Below are 21,904 nucleotides of genomic sequence, written 5' to 3'. Positions count from 1 at the left end.
CCGTACCCCAAACCGACACAGGTGGTTAGGTAGAGAATACCAAGGCGCTTGAGAGAACTCGGGTGAAGGAACTAGGCAAAATGGCACCGTAACTTCGGGAGAAGGTGCGCCGGCGAGGGTGAAGGACTTGCTCCGTAAGCTCATGCCGGTCGAAGATACCAGGCCGCTGCGACTGTTTATTAAAAACACAGCACTCTGCAAACACGAAAGTGGACGTATAGGGTGTGACGCCTGCCCGGTGCCGGAAGGTTAATTGATGGGGTTAGCGCAAGCGAAGCTCTTGATCGAAGCCCCGGTAAACGGCGGCCGTAACTATAACGGTCCTAAGGTAGCGAAATTCCTTGTCGGGTAAGTTCCGACCTGCACGAATGGCGTAACGATGGCGGCGCTGTCTCCACCCGAGACTCAGTGAAATTGAAATCGCTGTGAAGATGCAGTGTATCCGCGGCTAGACGGAAAGACCCCGTGAACCTTTACTATAGCTTTGCACTGGACTTTGAATTTGCTTGTGTAGGATAGGTGGGAGGCTTTGAAGTGGGGACGCCAGTTCTCATGGAGCCATCCTTGAAATACCACCCTGGCAACTTTGAGGTTCTAACTCAGGTCCGTTATCCGGATCGAGGACAGTGTATGGTGGGTAGTTTGACTGGGGCGGTCTCCTCCCAAAGAGTAACGGAGGAGTACGAAGGTGCGCTCAGACCGGTCGGAAATCGGTCGTAGAGTATAAAGGCAAAAGCGCGCTTGACTGCGAGACAAACACGTCGAGCAGGTACGAAAGTAGGTCTTAGTGATCCGGTGGTTCTGTATGGAAGGGCCATCGCTCAACGGATAAAAGGTACTCCGGGGATAACAGGCTGATACCGCCCAAGAGTTCATATCGACGGCGGTGTTTGGCACCTCGATGTCGGCTCATCACATCCTGGGGCTGAAGCCGGTCCCAAGGGTATGGCTGTTCGCCATTTAAAGTGGTACGCGAGCTGGGTTTAGAACGTCGTGAGACAGTTCGGTCCCTATCTGCCGTGGACGTTTGAGATTTGAGAGGGGCTGCTCCTAGTACGAGAGGACCGGAGTGGACGAACCTCTGGTGTTCCGGTTGTCACGCCAGTGGCATTGCCGGGTAGCTATGTTCGGAAGAGATAACCGCTGAAAGCATCTAAGCGGGAAACTTGCCTCAAGATGAGATCTCACTGGGATCTTGAATCCCCTAAAGGGCCGTCGAAGACTACGACGTTGATAGGTTGGGTGTGTAAGCGCTGTGAGGCGTTGAGCTAACCAATACTAATTGCCCGTGAGGCTTGACCATATAACACCCAAGCAATTTGCTGACGCAGATTGCGGTGGTGAAGACGAAAGACCCGAAAATTCGTAAGACCACAAATTAAACGCAGCACCCATCACATATCCGGATTCGCTGGGCTGTCCATCTGGACATTCTGGCTACAGAATTTCTTGACGACCATAGAGCATTGGAACCACCTGATCCCATCCCGAACTCAGCAGTGAAACGATGCATCGCCGATGGTAGTGTGGGGTTTCCCCATGTGAGAGTAGGTCATCGTCAAGATTCATTTCGCAAAACCCCTATCTGCGCATGCAGGTAGGGGTTTTGTCTTTGTGGTCGTAAAATTCCTGGCTCGAGCCAACCCTCGCTGGCTTCGCCAAGCCCTCTGTGGGAGCGTGTTGCGCGTGATATCGTTCCCTCCACAGCCTCCCGCGCCTGCTAGAGACCTCCCGATGCTCACCACCCCCCAGCTTCACCCTGGCTTCATGATCGTCCACAGCAACCGCCTGGACGACCTGCGCAGCTTGGTGGTGAGCTGGATGCGTCGCTACCCATTGGCGCCGCTGGAAAACGAAATCGCCTTGGTGCAGAGCAACGGTATCGCCCAATGGCTCAAGCTGGCCTTGGCCGAAGACCCGCTGGAAGATGATCTGGGGGGCTGCGGCATTGCCGCCGCGATCGATGTGCAACTGCCCGGCACTTTCATGTGGCAGTTGTACCGCAGCGTGCTGGGTCGTGACGAAATTCCCGAAGTGTCCCTACTCGACAAGGCTCCGCTAACCTGGCGCCTGATGCGCCTGCTACCAGCACTTATCGAGCGGCCGCATTTCGAGCCGCTGCGCCGTTTCCTCAACGACGACAGCGACCTGCGCAAGCGCTACCAGCTCTCCGAGCGCCTGGCCGACCTGTTTGACCAGTATCAGGTTTACCGTGCCGACTGGCTCAAGGACTGGGCCGCCGGCCAGCACATCCTCAATACTGCCCGCGGCGAGCGCAAGGCGTTGCCTCCGGGCAACCGCTGGCAGGCCGAACTATGGCGAGCGTTGCTTGACGATGTCGGCGAGCAGGGCATGGCGCAGAGCCGAGCCGGGGTACATCAACGCTTCATCGAGCGCACCAACAGCCTGGAGCAGGCACCTGCCGGGCTGCCATCGCGAGTGATCGTGTTCGGCATCTCCTCGCTGCCAGCACAGGCCCTGGAAGCCTTGGCAGGTCTGGCGCGGTTCAGCCAGGTGCTGTTGTGCGTGCACAACCCCTGCCGCCACCACTGGGCAGACATCGTTGCCGATAAGGACCTGCTGCGTCATCAGTACAAACGCCAACAGCGTAAGCAGGGCATGCCCCTGCAGCTGGATGACCAGTCGCTGCACCAACATGCCCACCCCTTGCTGGCTGCCTGGGGCAAACAAGGTCGCGACTATATCAACCTGCTCGATAGCTACGACGACCCGGGCAGCTACCAGGGCGTATTCAGCGATGGCCGCATCGACCTGTTCAGCGACGGCTCACCCACCACGCTGCTCAACCAGTTGCAAGACGACATTCTTGAGCTGCGGCCGCTTGCCGAAACCCGTGAGCTGTGGCCACCCGTCGACGCGAGCAAGGACCGCTCTATCCGCTTCCATATCGCCCACAGCCCACAACGCGAAGTGGAAATACTCCATGACCAGCTGTTGGCCCGCTTCAGTGCCGACCCCACTTTGCGCCCGCGTGACGTTATCGTCATGCTGCCGGCCATCGACACCTATGCGCCGCACATCCGGGCTGTATTCGGCCAGTTGCAGCGCAACGATCCGCGCTACATCCCGTTTACCCTGACTGACCAGGGGCAGCGTGGCCGCGAGCCTTTGTTGATCGCCCTCGAACACCTGCTCAAATTGCCCGATAGCCGCTTTGCGGTCAGTGAAGTGCTCGACCTGCTGGACGTACCGGCAGTCCGAGCCCGTTTCGGGGTCCGTGAGAGCGACCTGCCCACCCTGCACCGCTGGATCGAGGGTGCAGGTATCCGCTGGGGCCTCAACGCCGAGCAGCGGGCCAGCCTGGGCTTGCCCGCCGGGCTTGAGCAGAACAGTTGGCGCTTCGGTCTGCGGCGCATGCTGCTTGGCTATGCCGTAGGCGTAGGCGAGGCCTGTGATGGCATAGAACCCTACGATGAAATCGGCGGCCTGGATGCGGCGTTGATTGGCCCACTGGTTGCACTGCTCGACGCCCTTGAAGTGGCGTATCAGGCCCTGTCCGAGCCTGCGACTGTCAGCCAGTGGGGCGAGCGGCTACACGCCCTGTTGCAAGTGTTCTTCCTTGCCGAAGGCGAGCATGATGAGTTCCTGCTGATGCAACTGCAGGATCTACGCGACAGCTGGCTTGAAGTGTGCGAGTCCGTCGGCCTGCAAGACTCGTTGCCGTTGACCGTGGTGCGCGAAGCCTGGCTGTCGGGCCTGGACCAGGGCAAGCTGTCGCAACGCTTTCTTGCTGGCTCGGTGAACTTCTGCACACTCATGCCCATGCGTGCCATTCCGTTTCGGGTGGTGTGCTTGCTGGGCATGAACGATGGCGACTACCCCCGCGCCCAGCAGCCGCTGGACTTCGACCTGATGGCCAGTGACTACCGCCCCGGTGACCGCTCGCGTCGCGAAGACGACCGCTACCTGCTGCTTGAAGCGCTGCTGTCGGCACGTGACCAGCTGTATGTCAGCTGGGTCGGTCGCAGTATCCGCGATAACAGCGAGCGCCCGGCCTCGGTACTCATCGGCCAGTTGCGTGACCATGTCGCTGCCGGCTGGCAGCTGGCCGGTGGCGAGCACGGGCAGCCAGCTGAAGCGGGTGAACAACTGCTGCATGCGCTGACTCAGGAACACCCGCTGCAACCGTTCAGCCCACGTTACTTCCAGAAGGGCAGTCCACTGTTCAGCTATGCCCACGAATGGCAGGTGCTGCACCAGAAGGGCGAGGACGCTGAGCAAGGTGATCCTGGGCTGCCGCCTTATGACGATGATGAAGCGCTGAGCCTGACCCAACTGAATGACTTCTTGCGTCATCCGGTGCGGCACTTCTTCAGCCAGCGTCTGAAGGTATATTTCGAAGCGCTGGAAGCGCCGACCCCGGACGAAGAACCTTTCGTCCTCGACACCCTGCAACGTTACGGCGCCAGCGAGCGCTTGCTCGGCGCAGCGCTGGCCGAGCCGGATAATGCCGAACAAGCCCTGCAGGCCCAGGCCAGGCGCCTGCAAGCCTGCGGCCTACTACCACTGGCCGGTTTTGGCGAGTTGCTGCAGAACGAATTGATCGAACCACTCCCCGACCTGTTGCAGCGTCATCAGCAGTTGTTGCAGCGCTGGCCACAGCTGGTCGAGGGCGCCTTGCCGATTCACTTCGCGCACGGTCGGCACCGCCTCGAAGGTTGGCTGGGCCGGGTGTTCCAGGCCGATGACCAGAGCCTGCTCAGCATTACCACGGTGCCCAACACCATCAGCGCCGGGCGCAACAACCTCAAGTGGCATCGTCTGATTGCGCCGTGGGTCACGCACCTGGCGGCCTGTGCGGCAGGTTACCCCTACAACAGCGCACTGGTAGCCAGTGATCTGACCCTGTTGCTCGCACCGCTGCCGCAAGAAACGGCTGCGCAACTGCTGGGCGAGCTGCTGGTCGCTCGCCAGGCGGCGATGAATGCGCCGCTGTCGGTCGCCGCCAAGACTGCGTTTGCCTGGCTGGCCCAGGACGATGCCGACAAGGCCCTGGCCGCAGCCGCCCGCGCCTATGAAGGCGATGAACGCACCAGCTTCGGCGAGCGCAGTGAGAGCATTGCGTTGGCCCGGCAGTTCCGCGATTTCGCAGCGCTCTGCGCCGACGAAACCTTTGAAGGCTGGTGCGAAACCTTGTACCGCCCGTTGTTCACTGCCCCTTGGCAAACCCTGGGCAATCCGGAGAAAGGCGCATGACCCAGGTCCGCCCATTGGCACTGAGTTTCCCCCTGCATGGCAGCCAGCTGATCGAGGCCAGCGCCGGCACCGGCAAGACCTTCACCATCTCGGCGCTGTACCTGCGCCTGATCCTCGGTCACGGTGGCGAGCAGGGTTTCGAGCGCGAGCTGCTGCCACCACAGATTCTCGTGGTGACATTCACCGACGCAGCCACCAAAGAACTGCGTGAGCGTATCCGCGCGCGTCTCGCTGAAGCCGCCCGGTTCTTCCGTGGCGAACTGGAAGGTGCCGATCCGCTGCTGCATCAGCTGCGTGACGATTACCCCGAGGAGGCTTGGCCACGTTGTGCCGGCCGCCTGGAAATCGCCGTGCAGTGGATGGACGAAGCAGCGGTTTCGACCATTCACGGTTGGTGCCAGCGCATGCTGCGCGAGCATGCCTTCGACAGCGGCAGCCTGTTTACCCAGACCCTGGAAACCGACCACAGCGAGTTGCTAGGCCAGGTCATGCGCGATTACTGGCGGCGATTCTGTTACAGCATGGAAGGTGACGCCCTGGCCTGGGTACGCGGCCACTGGGGTAGCCCAGACGCTTTGCTCCCACGCATTCGCCCGCTGTTCGGCCGAGTCCGCGCCCAGCAGGACGGCCCAGAGCCCGCAGCACTGATTGAGGCATCGCTGAAGCAACGCAGCGAACAGCTGGCGCGCTTGAAAGCACCATGGGCGCAGTGGGCCGAGCAACTGCGGCAGATCTGCCGCGATGCTCTGGCCGCCAAGCAAGTCGACGGCCGCAAGATGCAGGCACGCTATTTCGAACCGTGGTTCGACAAGCTCAGTGCCTGGGCCAGCGACGAGCAACTGCTGGACCTCGACCTGGGCACCGGCTTTACCCGGCTGACCCCCGACGGCATGGCCGAGGCATGGAAGGGGGAGCCTCCTGAACACCCCGCATTGATCGCCATGCAGACCTTGCAGCAGCAATTGCAGGCTCTGGACAGCCCGGATGCGCCCTTGCTGGAGCACGCTGCCAGCTGGGTGTCGGCACGTTTTGAAGTGGAGAAGCGCCGGCGTGCGGAAATGGGTTTCGACGACATGCTCGTGCGTCTGCAGCATGCACTGGCCGGCGAGGCTGGCGAGCGCCTGGCCGGGTTGATCCGCGAACAGTTCCCGGTAGCGCTGATCGACGAGTTCCAGGACACAGACCCGGTCCAGTACGGCATTTTCGAGCGTATCTACCAGATCAGCGAAAATCGTGCAGAAACTGGCCTGTTCATGATCGGTGACCCCAAGCAGGCGATCTACGCATTCCGCGGGGCCGACATCTACACCTACCTTGCCGCCCGGCGTGCCACCCGTGGTCGCCTGCACAGCCTGGACACCAACTACCGCTCCAGCAAAGCGATGGTCGCGGCGGTCAACCAGGTTTTCCTGCAAGCTGAGGCGCGTGAAGCGGGGCGCGGTGCATTCCTGTTCCGCGAGGCCGATGACAACCCGCTGCCGTTCATCGAGGTCCGCGCCAAAGGCCGGGGCGAGCAATGGGTGATCGACGGTGAAGCCAGCGCAGCCCTGCAATGCTGGCAGCTGCAAAGTGAAGAGCCGGTCTCGAGCACTACCTACCGCCAACAGCTGGCAGCCAGCTGCGCCAGCCATATCGTCGCTTTGCTAAATGGCGGCCAGCGCGGCACGGCGGGCTTCCGGAATGCCGAGGGCGAACTGCGGCCCTGCCTGCCGTCAGACATTGCCATCCTGGTAAGGGATGGCCATGAAGCGCAGATGGTTCGCGCCGAGCTGGCCGCGCGTGAGGTGCGCAGTGTGTACCTGTCCGACAAGGATTCGGTGTTCGCTGCCCAGGAAGCCCACGACTTGCTGGCCTGGCTCAAGGCCTGCGCCGAGCCCGACTCGGAGCGCCTGCTCAAGGCCGCGTTGGCCAGCCTTACCCTTGGCCTGTCGCTGGCCGCGCTGGACCGGCTGAACCAGGACGAACGGGTCTGGGAAGGCTGGGTCATGCGCTTCCGCCACTATCGCGACACTTGGCAGCGCCAAGGCGTGCTGCCGATGTTGCGCCATCTGCTGCATGATTTTCAGCTGCCGCGCACGCTGATCCGCCGCGCCGATGGCGAACGGGTGCTGACCAACCTGCTGCACCTGGCCGAGTTGCTGCAACAGGCCGCCGGCGAGCTGGATGGCGAACAGGCGCTGATTCGCCACCTGGCCGAGCATCTGGCCAGTTCCGGGCAGGCTGGCGAAGAACAGATCCTGCGCCTTGAGAGCGACGAACAGCTGGTCAAGGTGGTGACTATCCACAAGTCCAAGGGCCTGGAGTATCCCCTGGTCTACCTGCCTTTCATCTGCACCAGCAAGCCGGTGGACGGCAGCCGCCTGCCGTTGGCCTGGCATGACAGCGAGGGTAATGCCCACCTTACCCTTACCCCTAAACCCGAGCAGATCGAGCGCGCCGATGACGAGCGCCTGGCCGAAGACCTGCGCCTGCTCTACGTGGCCTTGACCCGCGCCCAGCATGCCTGCTGGCTGGGCGTCGCCGACCTCAAGCGCGGCAACCAGAAAAGCTCGCAACTGCACCGTTCGGCATTCGGCTACCTGCTGGGTGGCGGCCTTGCCCTGGCCGGTTCGGCGCAGCTGGGCGACTGGCTGCAGGCCTTGGCCGCGACCAGCCCGCACATCACGTGCCCGGGCCTGCCGCAGGCGGATGAACAGGTGTATCGCATGCCACAGGCCGAGCGTGAACTGCTGCCTGCACGCAAGCCACGCCGCGCAGCGGCCGAACACTGGTGGATCGCTTCGTATAGCGCCCTGCGCGTCGGCGATCAGACCCTCGGTGCCGACAGCTCGCTGGCCCAGCAACTGCTGGATGATGAGGTGGTCGATGCGCAGATGCTGCGCGAAGTCCCCGCCGACAGCGGCGATATTCACCGCTTCCCGCGTGGGCCGAACCCCGGCACCTTCCTGCATGGTTTGCTGGAGTGGGCGGGCCGCGAAGGCTTCAGCCAGGTCAGCGGCAATCCGCAGATGATCGCGCAAATGGTTGGCCAGCGTTGCAACCGCCGTGACTGGACCGGCTGGATCACCACCCTGAGTGACTGGATGCAGCGCTTGCTGGGCGAAGCATTGCCGCTGCCAGGCAGCGAGCAGGGGCTGACGCTTGGGCAGCTGCGTCATTACCAGATCGAGATGGAATTCTGGTTCGCCAGCCACCGGGTCGACGCCGAACAGCTAGACCGACTGGTGGCACGCCACACTCATCCTGGGCAGGCACGACCGGCGGCGCAACCAACCGTACTCAATGGCATGTTCAAAGGTTTCATCGACCTGGCGTTCGAGCTGGACGGACGCTACTACGTGACCGACTACAAGTCCAACTGGTTGGGCCCGGACATCCAGGCTTACGATGCCCCGGCCATGGAGAAGGCCATCCTCGAACACCGCTACGACCTCCAGTACGTGCTGTACCTGCTGGCCCTGCATCGCCAATTGCGCGCGCGACTGCCGGATTACGATTACGACCGCCACGTGGGTGGCGCCCTGTTCATCTTCCTGCGCGGTGCGAGCAGCAGCGGCCATGGCGTGTACCACGTCAAACCGCCGCGCGAGCTGATCGAAAGCCTGGATGCGCTGTTTCGTGGCGAGCACCCGCCCGTGCAGCAGGACCTGTTTGCCGGAGCCGAGCTATGAGCCGCAGCCTTGTCGATCTGTTGCCCACCCCGTTGCACGCCGAACACCTGCTGGCGCTGGCTCCACAGCATGACAGCGGTGACCTGCTGCAACTGCTCGATCGTTGGGTAGAGCGGGGCTGGCTGCGTGCCCTGGACCGCGCATTCGTGTCGTTCCTCGAGGAACGCGCACCCGGCAGCGACCCCTTGCTGTTGCTGGCGGCGGCATTGGCCAGCCACCAGCTGGGCCATGGTCATGTCTGCCTCGATCTGCAGCAAACCCTGGCCGAACCTGACTTTGCCCTGTCGTTGCCGCCCGAAGGTGATGCCCTGACCGGCCCTTTGCTGCTGCCCTCGCAGCTGCTGGCCAACCTCGATTTGAATGCCTGGCGCCAACGCATCGCTGCCAGCCCGCTGGTGGCCGCTGGCGACACCCCGGGTCAGCAGGCGCGGCCATTGGTACTCAGTAGTGAACGCCTGTACCTGCGGCGCTACTGGAGCTACGAGCGGCGCATCGATCATACGCTGCGCCAACGCCTGACCCAGGCCGAGGTACCGCCTGCGGACCTGCCGCAACGTCTGGCGCAGTTGTTCGAGGGCGGGGCAGCAGCCGGCCAGGTGGACTGGCAGAAGCTCGCCTGCGCGCTGGCTACCCGTGCCGGCTTCAGCATCATCACCGGCGGCCCTGGTACTGGTAAGACCACCACCGTGGTGCGCCTGCTGGCCTTGTTGCAGGCGCCAGCAGTGGAGCAGGGCAGGCCGCTGCGTATCCGCTTGGCGGCCCCGACCGGCAAGGCCGCTGCACGCCTGACCGAATCCATTGGCCAGCAGGTCGAGCGTTTGCAGGTCAGCGCCGAAGTGCGCGGGCAGATCCCAACCGAAGTCAGCACCGTGCACCGTCTGCTCGGCAGCCGCCCGGGGTCGCGGCACTTCCGCCACCATGGCGGCAACCCGTTGCCACTGGACGTGCTGGTGGTCGACGAAGCGTCGATGATCGACCTGGAAATGATGGCCAACCTGCTGGATGCCTTGCCGCCCCGGGCACGTCTGGTGCTGCTGGGCGACAAGGATCAGTTGGCGTCGGTCGAGGCAGGGGCCGTACTGGGCGACCTGTGTCGGGACGCCGAGGAGGGTTACTACTCACCGCAGACCGCTACCTGGCTGGAACAGATCAGTGGCGAATCGCTGACCGACAGTGGCCTCAAGGTTGGCGATGAACAGCGCAACCCGCTGGCTCAGCAGGTGGTGATGTTGCGTTTTTCGCGGCGCTTTGGCGAAGGCAGCGGCATTGGCCAGCTGGCGCGGCTGGTCAACCGCCAGGACTCACACGCGGCGCGCAACCTGCTGGCTGCACCACCGTCCGACGTACACAGCCTGGCACTCAAGCACGAGCAGGACCGCGCCTTTGACCGCCTGCTGCTCGATGGCCTGAACCGCGGCAGTGACGGCCCGCAAGGCTACCGCAGCTACCTGCGCACCCTTGGCCGCTACCGGCCGTCACTGGGCACCGCGTTTGACGACCCCGCCTGGGAGCAATGGGCGGGCAAGGTGTTGCACAGCTTCGAGGACTTCCAGTTGCTGTGCGCGGTGCGCCGCGGCGCCTGGGGTGTCGAAGGCCTCAACCAGCGCGTGGCGCGGGTGCTGCACAGTGCCGGGCTGATCGACAGCCAGCAGCCCTGGTACGAGGGGCGTCCGGTCCTGGTGACCCGTAATGACTATGGCCTGGGCTTGATGAACGGCGATATCGGCATTGCCCTGCGCCTGCCGGATGAGCGTGGTGAGCCGCTGCTGCGTGTGGCCTTCCCGCGTAACGACGGCAGCGGCGGGGTACGTTTCGTCTTGCCTAGCCGGCTCAACGAAGTGGAAACGGTATTTGCCATGACCGTGCACAAGTCCCAGGGCTCGGAATTCGGCCACACCGCGCTAGTGCTGCCGGACGCGCTTAACCCGGTGCTGACCAAGGAACTGGTGTACACCGGTATCACCCGCGCCAAGCACTGCTTCAGCCTGGTCGAGCCGCGCCAAGGTATTTTCGAAGAAGCGGTGGCGCGCAAGGTGCGGCGCATTTCCGGGTTGATGCTCGAACAGGTCTAGCGTTGGGGAACCGCGGGCTCACTTGGGTTTTGCTAAGACATGCGTTCCCTGTGGTAGCAACTGTCTTGCTCAATTTCTAGAATCTAGCGCGATCCATGTGGGCTTGAGGCTGATGCAGTACCTGAGAACAGCGGGCTTAATCAACTTCTAGAATCCAGCGCAATCTCTGTGGGAGCGGGCTTGTCCCGCGAACACGGGCGAAGCCCGTGCCATGCACTGTGTTGGATTCTTCGCGGGGCAAGCCCGCTCCCACAGCTACCCCGCAGGCTTGAGGCTGATGCAGTACTTGGGTAACAACTGGCTAGCGCGATCCTTGTGGGAGCGGGCTTGTCCCGCGAACACGGGCGAAGCCCGTGCCATCCACCGCGTCGTCTGCTTCGCGGGTGAACCCGCTCCCACAGGGTGCGCATGCCTCTGAGATCGGCGTCTCCTCCAACGATGCGGCCATGTGCTATCGTTGCGCCGATGCCGCAAAGGACTTCAAGAGATTCCCCCCATGCACGTGTCCGCGAGGCGACTGACAAGCTGTGCGCTTTCGCTATTGCTGGCCGTCCTGTTCTTTTGTTCAGGCCACGCCCGGGCAGAAACCGCCGCAACCGCCGCCCAGGCGCAACAGCGCGCCAAGGCCGTTACCCAGGTGGTGTTGGGCATTTTCAGTTATGCCCGCTGGCCGGTCGAACCCTCCACCTTGCGCCTTTGCCTGGTCGGCCCGACCGAGTACGCCGATGACCTGATCAAGGGGCATGTACAGGAGTCCGGGCGCCCTTTGCAGGTGAAGCGCCTGCTGGCAGACGACGCGCAGGTCGCCCAGGCCTGCGACGCCATCTATATCGGCGAGCTCGACCAAGGCCAACGTGACAAACTGTTCGAGCGCGTCAGCGGCCACCCGGTCCTGAGCATCAGCGAGGCCAACGACCCGTGTACGGTCGGCAGCCTGTTCTGCCTGCAGGTCAGTGACCAGCAAGTGGCCTTCGAGGTCAATCTCGACTCGGTGGCGCGCTCTGGCGTGCGCATTCACCCCAGCGTTCTGCAACTGTCGCGCCGCCGGACGGTGCAGCCATGAAGCCTGCCGGCAAGCGCAGAGTGCGCCCGACCCTGCGTTCAGTGCTGGGCCGTGGTCACCTTAGCGTCGCCTTGCTCGCCGTGGGCCTGGCCGGTATTTCCCTGACCCTGCTGGGCGTGCTTGCCTTGAGTGTCTACGCCAACCACAACCTGCAGCTGATCGCACGGTCGATCAACTACACCGTGGAAGCGGCAGTGGTGTTCAATGACAGTGCTGCTGCCAATGAATCACTGGCGCTGATCGCCAGTACCGAAGAGGTTGCCGAGGCCAAGGTATTCAACCATGAGGGCGAGCAACTGGCGCACTGGCAACGGGGCGATACCGGCATGCTCGCCTTGCTGGAAGTGCAAGTCGCCAGCGCCTTGCTGGATGAGCCCGTCAACCTCCCGATCATGCACCAGCAGCAACAGGTCGGGCACATAGAACTGGTCGGTCAGGGCCGCAGCCTGTTGCTATTCCTGCTTGGCGGCTTGGCCGGTATCCTGTGCTGCACGATTCTCAGTGCCTTGGCCGCTCAGTACCTGTCGCGGCGGCTGCTCAGCGATATCACCCGCCCGTTGCGTGGCCTGGCCAGTGTCGCGCACGCCGCCCGCCGCGAGCGCAGCTTCGATCGGCGTGTACCTGAAGCGGCGATTGCCGAACTCAACGAGCTGGGTAATGACTTCAACGCCCTGCTGGACGAACTGGAGGTATGGCAAAGCCACCTGCAGAGCGAAAACCAGACCTTGGCCCACCAGGCCAGCCACGACAGCCTCACTGGCCTGCCCAACCGCGCCTTCTTCGAGGGGCGCCTGAACCGTAGCGTGCGCAATGCGGCACGCCAGCAGGATCATCTGGCCTTGCTGTTCCTCGACAGCGACCACTTCAAGCAGATCAACGACACCCTTGGGCACGCCGTGGGCGACGAAGTGCTGATCAGCGTCGCCGACCGGGTGCGCGCCCAGCTGCGTGAGCACGACCTGGTGGCGCGCCTGGGCGGAGACGAGTTCGCCGTGTTGTTGGCGCCTTTGCATACGCGCCGGGATGCCGAGCAGATCGCCGAGAAGATCGTGGCCAGCATGAAGCTGCCGGTGCAGCTGGACAGCGGCCGCAATATCGCCACTTCACTGAGTATCGGTATTGCCTATTACCCGGATGACGGCACTGACCCCGCCAGTCTTCTCAATGCCGCCGATGCGGCGATGTACCAGGCCAAGCGCGAACGACGCGGCCATTGGCATGTGGCGCAGACGGAACGGTCCGCCACGGAAATCAAGAACAGGAGTTGACCCCGTGATACAGGCTATACGTTTTCCGCTTTGGGTTTTGCTGCTCGCCGTGCTGGCGCTGTCCGGTTGCCAGAGCGCACCGCCGAAGGGCCTTACCCCTGAACAGATTGCCGTACTCAAGCGCGAAGGTTTCACCCCAACCGACGAAGGCTGGGCTTACGACCTGTCTGGCAAAGTGCTGTTCGGCAGCGACCTGGACAGCCTCAACGGCCAAAGCCAGGCGATTGTCGAGCGTATTGGCAAGGCACTGCTCAGTGTGGGTATCCAGGCCGTGCGGGTGGACGGGCATGCCGACTCGTCCGGCAAGACGGCCTACAATCAGCAGCTGTCCGAGCGCCGCGCGCAGAGCGTGAGCACGGCGCTGGTCGGGGTTGGCATGCAGCCGCAGAACATTCACAGCCGTGGCCTCGGCAGCAGCCAACCCGTGGCGGACAACCGCACCAGCGCCGGGCGTACCGAGAACCGCCGGGTGTCCATCGTGGTAGCGTCCTACTGATCGTTGCCTCTTGGGCTGTCACAATCTCCAGTGGGAACGGGCGTGCCCGCGAGGCAGGTAACGCGGTATCTGGCACCGGCTTCGCCGGTGTTCGCGGGCAAGCCCGCTCCCACAGGATTTGTGCTTGTCCTTGGAAATACGCAGGCCCATCAGGCCTGGGCAAAGCGCATCTCGCGGGTTTGCCCCATCAACAACGGCGCATTCGCCTCGGTCACCGCCCGGATGTAATCCCACAGCAGGGTAATGCGCTTCAACTTGCGCAAGTCCTCCCGGCAATACATCCAGAACTGCCGCGTCACCTCGATCTCCTCCGGCAACACCGTTACCAATCGCGGGTCCTGCGCGGCGAGGAAGCATGGCAGGATCGCCAACCCACGCCCCTGCAACGCCGCCGTGTACTGGGCAATCACGCTGGTACTGCGCAAATGCGCGTTGGCGCTGGGAATGAGGTTGGCCAGGTACAGCAGCTCCGAACTGAACGCCAGGTCATCCACGTAACTGATGAACGGATGCCTGGCCAAGTCCGCCACCTGGCGAATCGGCGCGTGGCTGTCCAGGTAATCCTGGGTCGCATACAGCCGCAAGCGGTAGTCGCACAGCTTGCAACACACATACGGCCCGTGCTCCGGTCGCTCCAGGGCAATGACGATATCCGCTTCGCGCTTGGACAGGCTGATGAAGTGCGGTAGCGGCAGGATATCCACAGAAATCGCCGGATACGCATCGACGAAGTGGCTTAGCTGTGGGGTGATGAAAAAGCTGCCAAAGCCTTCGGTGCAGCCCATGCGCACATGCCCCGACAACGCCACGCCCGACCCGGACACCTGCTCGCACGCCATGTGCAGCGTGCTCTCGATCGACTCGGCATAGCCCAGCAGGCGCTGACCTTCGGCGGTGAGGACAAAGCCATTGGTCCGCGACTTTTCAAACAGCAAGGTGCCCAGCGCACCCTCCAGCGAGCTGATGCGGCGCGACACGGTGGTGTAGTCCACGCTCAGTCGTTTGGCGGCACTGCTGGCCTTGCGGGTGCGGGCCACTTCAAGGAAAAACTTCAAGTCGTCCCAGTTGAGCGCGCTCAGGGATGTGAGGTCTTTTTGCATGATGATCCGGTTTTTTTGTGCGTTCTTGTTGGATGTTTGCACATCTATACTCGAAACAAGCCTCAGGACGCCACCTCGCGTTTGCCCGGCGCTGGCGATCTCGTCCCGACAATAATTCCAAGGAGAACGCAGATGAACGCACCGCAATCCCCCAGCAGCACCAAGGTTGAGCAGGTAAAGCTGCTGATCGACGGCCAGTGGGTCGAGTCGAAAACCACCGAATGGCGCGACATCGTCAACCCGGCCACCCAAGAGGTGCTGGCGCGCGTGCCGTTTGCCACCGTCGAGGAAGTCGACGCTGCCGTGGCAGCTGCCCATCGCGCTTTCAAGACTTGGCGCGATACCCCGATCGGCGCGCGTATGCGCATCATGCTCAAGCTGCAGGCGCTGATCCGCGAACACACCAAACGGATTGCCCAGGTGCTCAGCGCTGAACAGGGCAAAACCATTGCAGACGCCGAGGGCGACATCTTCCGCGGCCTGGAAGTGGTCGAGCATGCGGCGTCCATCGGTACCCTGCAGATGGGCGAGTTCGCCGAGAACGTCGCTGGCGGTGTCGATACCTACACCCTGCGCCAGCCGATCGGCGTATGCGCCGGCATCACCCCGTTCAACTTCCCGGCGATGATCCCGCTGTGGATGTTCCCCATGGCCATCGTCTGCGGTAACACCTTCGTACTCAAGCCGTCCGAGCAAGACCCGCTGTCGACCATGCTACTGGTCGAGCTGGCGCTGGAAGCCGGCGTACCGGCCGGTGTGCTTAACGTGGTGCACGGGGGCAAGCAAGTGGTGGATGCCATTTGCACCCACCAGGACATCAAGGCGATCTCTTTCGTTGGTTCTACCGAAGTAGGCACCCACGTGTACAACCTGGGTAGCCAGCACGGCAAGCGGGTTCAGTCGATGATGGGCGCCAAGAACCACGCGGTGGTGCTGCCCGATGCCAATCGCACGCAAACCATCAACGCCCTGGTCGGTGCCGCCTTCGGCGCAGCTGGCCAGCGCTGCATGGCTACCTCGGTGGCCGTGCTGGTAGGCAAGGCTCGCGAGTGGCTGCCGGATATCAAGGAAGCCGCTGGCAAGCTCAAGGTCAATGCCGGCTGCGAGCCAGGTACCGACGTGGGGCCGGTGGTTTCCAAACGCGCCAAGGAGCGGGTGCTGGGCCTGATTGAAAGCGGTATCAAGGAAGGCGCCAAGCTGGAACTCGACGGCCGTGACGTCAAGGTACCGGGCTACGAGCAAGGCAACTTCGTCGGCCCAACCCTGTTCTCTGGCGTGAAGACCGACATGCAGGTGTACACCCAGGAAATCTTCGGCCCGGTCTTGGTGACCCTGGAGGTCGATACCCTCGACGAGGCGATCGCCCTGGTCAACGCCAACCCGTTCGGCAATGGCACCGGCCTGTTCACCCAAAGCGGCGCGGCCGCGCGCAAGTTCCAGAGCGAAATCGACATCGGCCAGGTCGGTATCAACATCCCGATTCCGGTACCGGTACCGTTCTTCAGCTTCACCGGCTCCCGGGGCTCCAAACTCGGCGACCTGGGCCCGTACGGCAAGCAAGTGGTGCAGTTCTACACTCAGACCAAGACCGTTACCGCGCGCTGGTTCGATGACGACAGCGTCAATGACGGTGTGAACACCACCATCAGCCTGCGCTAAGGAGCACGACATGCGTATCGCATTCATCGGCCTGGGCAACATGGGTGCGCCCATGGCCCGCAATCTGATCAAGGCCGGGCACCAGCTGAACCTGTTCGACCTGAACAAGGCCGTGCTCGCCGAGCTGGCCGAACTGGGCGGGCAAATCAGCCCGTCGCCCAAGGACGCGGCAGCCAATAGCGAACTGGTGATCACCATGCTGCCGGCTGCAGCCCATGTACGCAGTGTGTACCTGAACGACGACGGTGTGTTGGCCGGTATTCGCCCCGGTACGCCGACCGTGGACTGCAGCACCATCGACCCGCAGACCGCCCGGGATGTGTCCAAGGCTGCAGCGGCCAAGGGTGTAGACATGGGCGACGCACCGGTCTCCGGTGGCACTGGCGGTGCCGCGGCCGGCACGCTCACGTTCATGGTCGGTGCCAGCACCGAATTGTTCGCCAGCCTCAAACCGGTGCTGGAGCAGATGGGCCGCAACATCGTGCACTGCGGTGAGGTTGGCACCGGGCAAATCGCCAAGATCTGCAACAACCTGCTGCTGGGCATTTCGATGATCGGCGTGTCCGAGGCGATGGCCTTGGGCAATGCGCTGGGCATCGACACCAAGGTGCTGGCTGGCATCATCAACAGTTCAACCGGGCGCTGCTGGAGTTCGGACACCTACAACCCATGGCCGGGCATTGTCGAGACCGCACCGGCATCGCGTGGCTACACCGGTGGTTTTGGTGCCGAGCTGATGCTCAAGGACCTGGGGCTGGCGACCGAAGCTGCACGCCAGGCTCATCAGCCCGTGATCCTCGGCGCCGTGGCCCAGCAGCTGTATCAGGCCATGAGCCTGCGCGGGGAGGGCGGCAAGGACTTCTCGGCCATCGTTGAGGGTTATCGCAAGAAGGATTGATGCAAGGGGTGGACTTCATCGCGGGCCAGGCGGCCTTCCCTCTGTAACTGCGCACCAGAGGGAAGGGCGGCTGCCCCGCGTTTTTTTTGCAGGGCTATGCAGACCCTGTGGGATCAGGCGAAGACGAAGTACTTGCGCACGGTCTCGACCACTTCCCAGGTGCCTTTCATACCCGGTTCGATCACGAATACATCACCTGCCTTCAGGTGCTTGGGTTCTTCGCCTTCCGGAGTGATGATGCAGTAGCCGTCGAGGAAGTGGCAGAACTCCCACTTCTCGTAGTTGACCTCGAACTTGCCTGGGGTACAGATCCAGGTGCCCATGATCTTGCTACCGTCGGCCGACAAGTAGGCGTTGAGGTTGACGGTGTGCGGATCGCCGCCGATGCGCTTCCACTTGGTGGCGTCCACGACCGGCGTCGGGCAGGTTTCGCGCAGGACGGTGATGAAATCGGACATGGCACAACTCCTGGTGACTGGCTGAATGACTCGTCACCATAGGGCCATCGACCGAGCCGCAGTTGCCTGGGCTCGACGTCCAGCTGCCTGCCCGCGCTATGCCAGGCGGTTTACCTCGACGGTCAGCTCATACCTGCGCCGGAAAGGGCGCTGACCAATCCCGCGGCATAGCCTGGCAGCGCCGCAAAATCCCGTGCGCACAACAGTAATCTGCGGTTGGCCCATGGCTCTTCCAGCGTCACCCAGTGCAATGGCAACACCCCCTGCCAACGCTGCACTGCTGCCAGCGGCACCACGCCCACCCCCGCCCCGCCGGCGACCATGCGAAGCACTCCGTCAAACCCCTCTGCCCGCACTCGTATCCGCATGCGTTGGCCCTCGCGAAGGGCCTGTTCTTCCAGATACAACGCCAGTGCACTGCCAGCCCCCAGGCCGACATGGCCATGGCTCAGGCTGTCGATGAAGCTGGGGGCCGCCACACTGGCCAGCGGGTGGCCCAGCGGCGTCACCAGCACCAGCGGGTCGTCGCGAAACGGCCGGGTCTGCAGGTGATCACTGGGGGCCGCGGTCGACACGATGCCAAGGTCAGCCATGCCTTGGGTGATCGCTTGCACGATGCGCAAGCTCGGCAGCTCTTGCACATCCACGCTGACCCCGGGGTTGGCCGCCAGGTAGCTGGCCAGCAGTTCGGGCAGGTACTCGGTAAGCGCGGCGGTGTTGCACAGCAGGCGCACCTGGCCCTGCTGCCCTTGCGCATACTGGCCCAGGTCGAATTGCAGGCGTTCGACTTGCTGCGCTATCAGCCGTGCATGCTGCAACAGGGCCTGGCCGGCCGGCGTCGGCTGCACGCCACGGCGATTACGCTCCAGCAAAGGGATACCCAGCGAAGCTTCCATGGCACGAATGCGCGCACTCGCCGCCGGCAGTGACAGGTGGCTGCGACTGGCGCCGGCGGTGATATTGCCGCACTCCAGGGTGTGCTGAAAAAGCTTGAGGTCGATCAGGTCGAAATGCATGTGGCTCTACCTAGGCAAGAGTCTGGGTGAATATAAGGCAGATTTTCATTCCACCCGGCAATCAGCATCATCGGCCCATGAATACCTTGCTCGCTTTCTACCAGAACATAGGCCCAGCACTCACATTGCTGGTGGTACTGACCTTTGTGCTGGCAGGGGCGGTGAAGGGGGTGATTGGCCTCGGTCTGCCGACCATTGCCATGGGCCTGTTGGGCCTGGCTCTGCAACCGGCGCAGGCAGCAGCATTACTGATCGTTCCTTCAACCCTCACCAACCTGTGGCAGCTGGCCAGCGGTGGGCACCTGCGGGGTTTGCTGGTACGCCTGGGGCCGATGCTGGCGCTGATCTTTGTCGGCACCTTGCTGGGCAGCGCCTGGTTGGGGATCAACAGTGGTCCATGGGCCGTACACGCGCTGGGGGCAGCCTTGCTGGTGTATGCGCTGTATGGGCTGATGGGCTCGGGCTTGCACCTGCAGGTGCGGCATGAGCGCTGGCTGGGACCGCTTTGCGGGCTGGTCACCGGCGTGGTTACCGCAGCGACCGGGGTGTTCGTGATGCCGGCTGTGCCCTACCTGCAGAGCCTGGGCCTGAGCCGGGAGCAGTTGATCCAGGCCCTGGGGCTGGCGTTCACCGTCTCGACCCTGGCCTTGGCCGTCGGCCTGGCCGGGCAGGATGCCCTGGGCGGGCAGGCGCTGGGTGCGTCACTGCTGATGCTGGCGCCAGCCCTGCTCGGCATGCTGGCCGGCCAGTGGCTGCGTCAGCGCATCAGCGCGCTGTTGTTCAAGCGTTGCTTCTTCATTGGCTTGGCCATACTTGGCGGCCATCTGCTGATCAACGGCTAGCGGACGAGGCGCTGAGCATGTCGACACGCTGGATATCGAAATCGCGCTCCAGGTAGTCCATGCGCTTTTCGAAGAACGCGGTCATGTGTGGCAACGCCGAGTGCACATCCAGCGCGGCCTGGTCGGCCCACACTTCGAAAAACACAAACAGGCTTGGGTCCTGCTGGTCACGCAGCATGTGGTACTCGATGCAGCCCGGTTCCTGGCGGCTTGGCTCGACGTAAGGGCGGAACAGGGTTTCGAAGGCATCAGCCATTTCCGGGCGGGTCTTGGCTTTGAGGATGAAGGCGAACTGCTCACTCATGGACGCTACTCATTGATGGAAGGTGAACCGATTCTACGGCAATAATCTGTGTGGTATTCGTGACTTCAGGTCAATTGTATTTTGCTCTACAGAGGCTGTATCGCCCGCCTGCGAGCCTCTAACCTGCCGGCCTGAATTTCTGGAACGGCCCGGAGGCCAGCATGAAAAAGATTCTTCTGCTCAACGGTGGCAAGCAGTTCGCCCATTCCGATGGTCGCCTCAACACAACGTTGCACCAGGCTGCGGTGGCTCACCTGGACCGGGCCGGTTTCGATGTGCGTGAAACGTTCATCGATGGTGGCTACGACGCCCAGCAAGAGGTAGAGAAATTCCTCTGGGCCGATGTGGTGATCTACCAGATGCCCGGCTGGTGGATGGGCGCGCCGTGGACGGTGAAAAAGTACGTCGATGATGTGTTCACCGCTGGCCACGGCAGCCTGTATGCCAACGACGGCCGTACCCGGTCGGATCACACGCAGAAGTACGGCAGCGGTGGTTTGGTGCACGGCAAGCAGTACATGTTGTCGCTGACCTGGAACGCGCCGCAGCAGGCCTTCGATGACCCGAGCGACTTCTTCGAGGGCCGGGGTGTGGACGCGGTGTATTTCCCGTTCCACAAGGCTAACCAGTTCCTTGGCATGACTGGCCTGCCGACTTTCCTGGCGACGGATGTGATGAAGCGCCCGGATGTGCCGGCGGCCTTGGCGGCCTATGAAGCGCATCTGGACAAGGTGTTTGGCAAGGCGCAGTGATGTGTTGCCTGCACTGGCCTCTTCGCGGGGCAAGCCCGCTCCCACAAGTTCTCCGCAGCCCTTGATACTGTGCAATACCTGTGGGAGCGGGCTTGCCTCGCGAAGAGGCCGGTACAGGCGCCGCTGGACTTGGCCTCGACAAGCGGCTATCTAATTTCTGCAGACTCCAATCACAGGCCCAGATGTGAAAACCCGCTCCGAAGAACTCCAGGTATTTGTCGCCGTCATCGACTGCGGCTCGATCTCTGCCGCTGCCGAGCAGATGGGCCAGACCCCATCTGCCGTCAGCCGCACCCTGTCCCGCCTGGAGGGCAAGCTAGGTACCACCTTGGTGAACCGCACTACCCGGCGCATGGACCTCACCGAGGAAGGCCGGTTCTTCGTCGAGCGTGCGCGCTTGATTTTGCAGCAGATGGACGACATGGAAGAGCGCCTGTCGATGAACCGCCAGACCGCCACCGGGCGTCTGCGTATCAACGCCGCTGCGCCATTCATGCTGCATGCCATCCTGCCGTGGATCGGCGAGTTCCGCCGCCAGTACCCGGGCATCGAGCTGGAGCTGAACACCGACGACCTGATCATCGACCTGCTGGAACAGAGCACCGATGTGGCAATACGCATTGGTGAGCTGGCCGATTCCAGCCTGCACGCACGTAACCTGGGTTGCAGCCCGGTGCAGGTGCTGGCCAGCCCGGCCTATCTGGAACAGCACGGCACGCCACAGCGCGTCGAGGACCTGGCCAACCATTGCCTGCTTGGCTTCAGCCAACCCGAGTCGCTCAACCACTGGCCGCTACGGCATGCCCAGGGCGATCGCTGGAGCATCCGCCCGGCGCTTATCGCCTCCAGCGGGGAGACCTTGCGCCAGCTGGCACTGGCTGGCGAAGGCATCGTCAGCCTGTCGCACTTCATGACCCACGAAGACATCCGGGCCGGGCGCCTGCAGGTGCTGCTGAGCGAGGCCAACAACGGCTACCGCCAGCCGATCCACGCGGTGTACTACCGTAATACCCAGTTGGCGCTGCGTATCCAGTGCTTTCTCGATTTCATCCAGCGCAAGCTTGCGATGTACGCCTGCTGAGTTGCCT

The 21,904-nt window shown here is 62.8% G+C and carries 15 protein-coding genes and 2 rRNA genes; 13 read left to right on the top strand and 4 right to left on the bottom strand.

The window, feature by feature from the left end:
- The 8 genes from E8E68_RS15940 to E8E68_RS15905 all read left to right on the top strand — a co-directional run.
- Positions 1–1,303: ribosomal RNA gene (locus tag E8E68_RS15940) — 23S ribosomal RNA — on the top strand; the annotation flags it as partial.
- A 145-nt stretch (positions 1,304–1,448) separates the two neighbouring features.
- A 5S ribosomal RNA gene (gene rrf, locus E8E68_RS15935) occupies positions 1,449–1,564 on the top strand.
- 170 nt (positions 1,565–1,734) lie between these two features.
- Positions 1,735–5,217 (top strand): exodeoxyribonuclease V subunit gamma, encoded by a 3,483-nt coding sequence (recC, locus tag E8E68_RS15930; RefSeq protein ID WP_280342782.1) that lies wholly within the window; start codon positions 1,735–1,737, stop codon positions 5,215–5,217.
- On the top strand, positions 5,214–8,888 hold the full coding sequence (gene recB / locus E8E68_RS15925) for an exodeoxyribonuclease V subunit beta (protein WP_280342780.1): 3,675 nt from the start codon (positions 5,214–5,216) through the stop codon (positions 8,886–8,888). Before recC ends, recB begins: the two co-directional genes overlap by 4 nt.
- Complete coding sequence (recD, locus tag E8E68_RS15920; RefSeq protein ID WP_280342777.1) at positions 8,885–10,960, top strand: exodeoxyribonuclease V subunit alpha; 2,076 nt, start codon at positions 8,885–8,887, stop codon at positions 10,958–10,960. The genes recB and recD overlap by 4 nt, the downstream gene beginning before the upstream one ends.
- Before the next feature lie 496 nt (positions 10,961–11,456).
- On the top strand, positions 11,457–12,023 hold the full coding sequence (locus tag E8E68_RS15915; protein WP_280342774.1) for a YfiR family protein: 567 nt from the start codon (positions 11,457–11,459) through the stop codon (positions 12,021–12,023).
- Entirely contained in the window at positions 12,020–13,291 is a 1,272-nt protein-coding gene (locus E8E68_RS15910; RefSeq protein WP_280342771.1) for a diguanylate cyclase, read from the top strand. The genes E8E68_RS15915 and E8E68_RS15910 overlap by 4 nt, the downstream gene beginning before the upstream one ends.
- A 4-nt stretch (positions 13,292–13,295) precedes the next feature.
- Entirely contained in the window at positions 13,296–13,787 is a 492-nt protein-coding gene (locus tag E8E68_RS15905) for an OmpA family protein (RefSeq protein ID WP_110748300.1), read from the top strand.
- 149 nt (positions 13,788–13,936) lie between these two features.
- On the opposite strand, the gene E8E68_RS15900 is transcribed toward E8E68_RS15905, so the two are convergent.
- Positions 13,937–14,887, bottom strand: coding sequence for a LysR family transcriptional regulator (locus E8E68_RS15900; RefSeq protein ID WP_266032247.1), 951 nt, complete (start codon positions 14,885–14,887; stop codon positions 13,937–13,939).
- 132 nt (positions 14,888–15,019) lie between these two features.
- On the opposite strand from E8E68_RS15900, the gene E8E68_RS15895 reads away from it, so the two are divergent.
- On the top strand, positions 15,020–16,546 hold the full coding sequence (locus E8E68_RS15895; RefSeq protein ID WP_280342768.1) for a CoA-acylating methylmalonate-semialdehyde dehydrogenase: 1,527 nt from the start codon (positions 15,020–15,022) through the stop codon (positions 16,544–16,546).
- A gap of 10 nt (positions 16,547–16,556) precedes the next feature.
- On the top strand, positions 16,557–17,444 hold the full coding sequence (gene mmsB, locus E8E68_RS15890; protein ID WP_266032249.1) for a 3-hydroxyisobutyrate dehydrogenase: 888 nt from the start codon (positions 16,557–16,559) through the stop codon (positions 17,442–17,444).
- 113 nt (positions 17,445–17,557) lie between these two features.
- Here mmsB and E8E68_RS15885 read toward each other — a convergent pair whose 3' ends face one another.
- Both E8E68_RS15885 and E8E68_RS15880 read right to left on the bottom strand, forming a co-directional pair.
- Positions 17,558–17,902: a cupin domain-containing protein gene (locus E8E68_RS15885; RefSeq protein ID WP_003258412.1), complete on the bottom strand. Its 345-nt coding sequence runs from the start codon at positions 17,900–17,902 to the stop codon at positions 17,558–17,560.
- Positions 17,903–18,024: 122 nt separating this feature from the next.
- Positions 18,025–18,918: a LysR substrate-binding domain-containing protein gene (locus E8E68_RS15880; RefSeq protein WP_280342764.1), complete on the bottom strand. Its 894-nt coding sequence runs from the start codon at positions 18,916–18,918 to the stop codon at positions 18,025–18,027.
- Between the two features lie 77 nt (positions 18,919–18,995).
- Here E8E68_RS15880 and E8E68_RS15875 point away from each other — a divergent pair, with 77 nt between their 5' ends.
- Positions 18,996–19,760 (top strand): sulfite exporter TauE/SafE family protein, encoded by a 765-nt coding sequence (locus E8E68_RS15875; RefSeq protein ID WP_280342762.1) that lies wholly within the window; start codon positions 18,996–18,998, stop codon positions 19,758–19,760.
- Here the strand turns inward: E8E68_RS15875 and E8E68_RS15870 are convergent.
- On the bottom strand, positions 19,750–20,064 hold the full coding sequence (locus E8E68_RS15870; protein ID WP_110742496.1) for a putative quinol monooxygenase: 315 nt from the start codon (positions 20,062–20,064) through the stop codon (positions 19,750–19,752). The genes E8E68_RS15875 and E8E68_RS15870 overlap by 11 nt on opposite strands.
- Positions 20,065–20,225: 161 nt before the next feature.
- Between E8E68_RS15870 and E8E68_RS15865 the strand changes: the two genes are divergently transcribed.
- Together E8E68_RS15865 and E8E68_RS15860 are read left to right on the top strand one after the other, a co-directional pair.
- A complete protein-coding gene (locus tag E8E68_RS15865; protein ID WP_110742497.1) occupies positions 20,226–20,816 on the top strand; it encodes an NAD(P)H-dependent oxidoreductase in 591 nt (196 codons plus the stop codon).
- A 184-nt stretch (positions 20,817–21,000) separates the two neighbouring features.
- Positions 21,001–21,897, top strand: a complete 897-nt coding sequence (locus E8E68_RS15860; RefSeq protein ID WP_110742498.1) for a LysR family transcriptional regulator — start codon at positions 21,001–21,003, stop codon at positions 21,895–21,897.
- Positions 21,898–21,904: the final 7 nt, after the last annotated feature.

The organism is Pseudomonas sp. BN607, from assembly GCF_029871175.1.
Classification (GTDB): domain Bacteria; phylum Pseudomonadota; class Gammaproteobacteria; order Pseudomonadales; family Pseudomonadaceae; genus Aquipseudomonas.
This window is presented reverse-complemented; position numbering and strand designations above follow the sequence as displayed.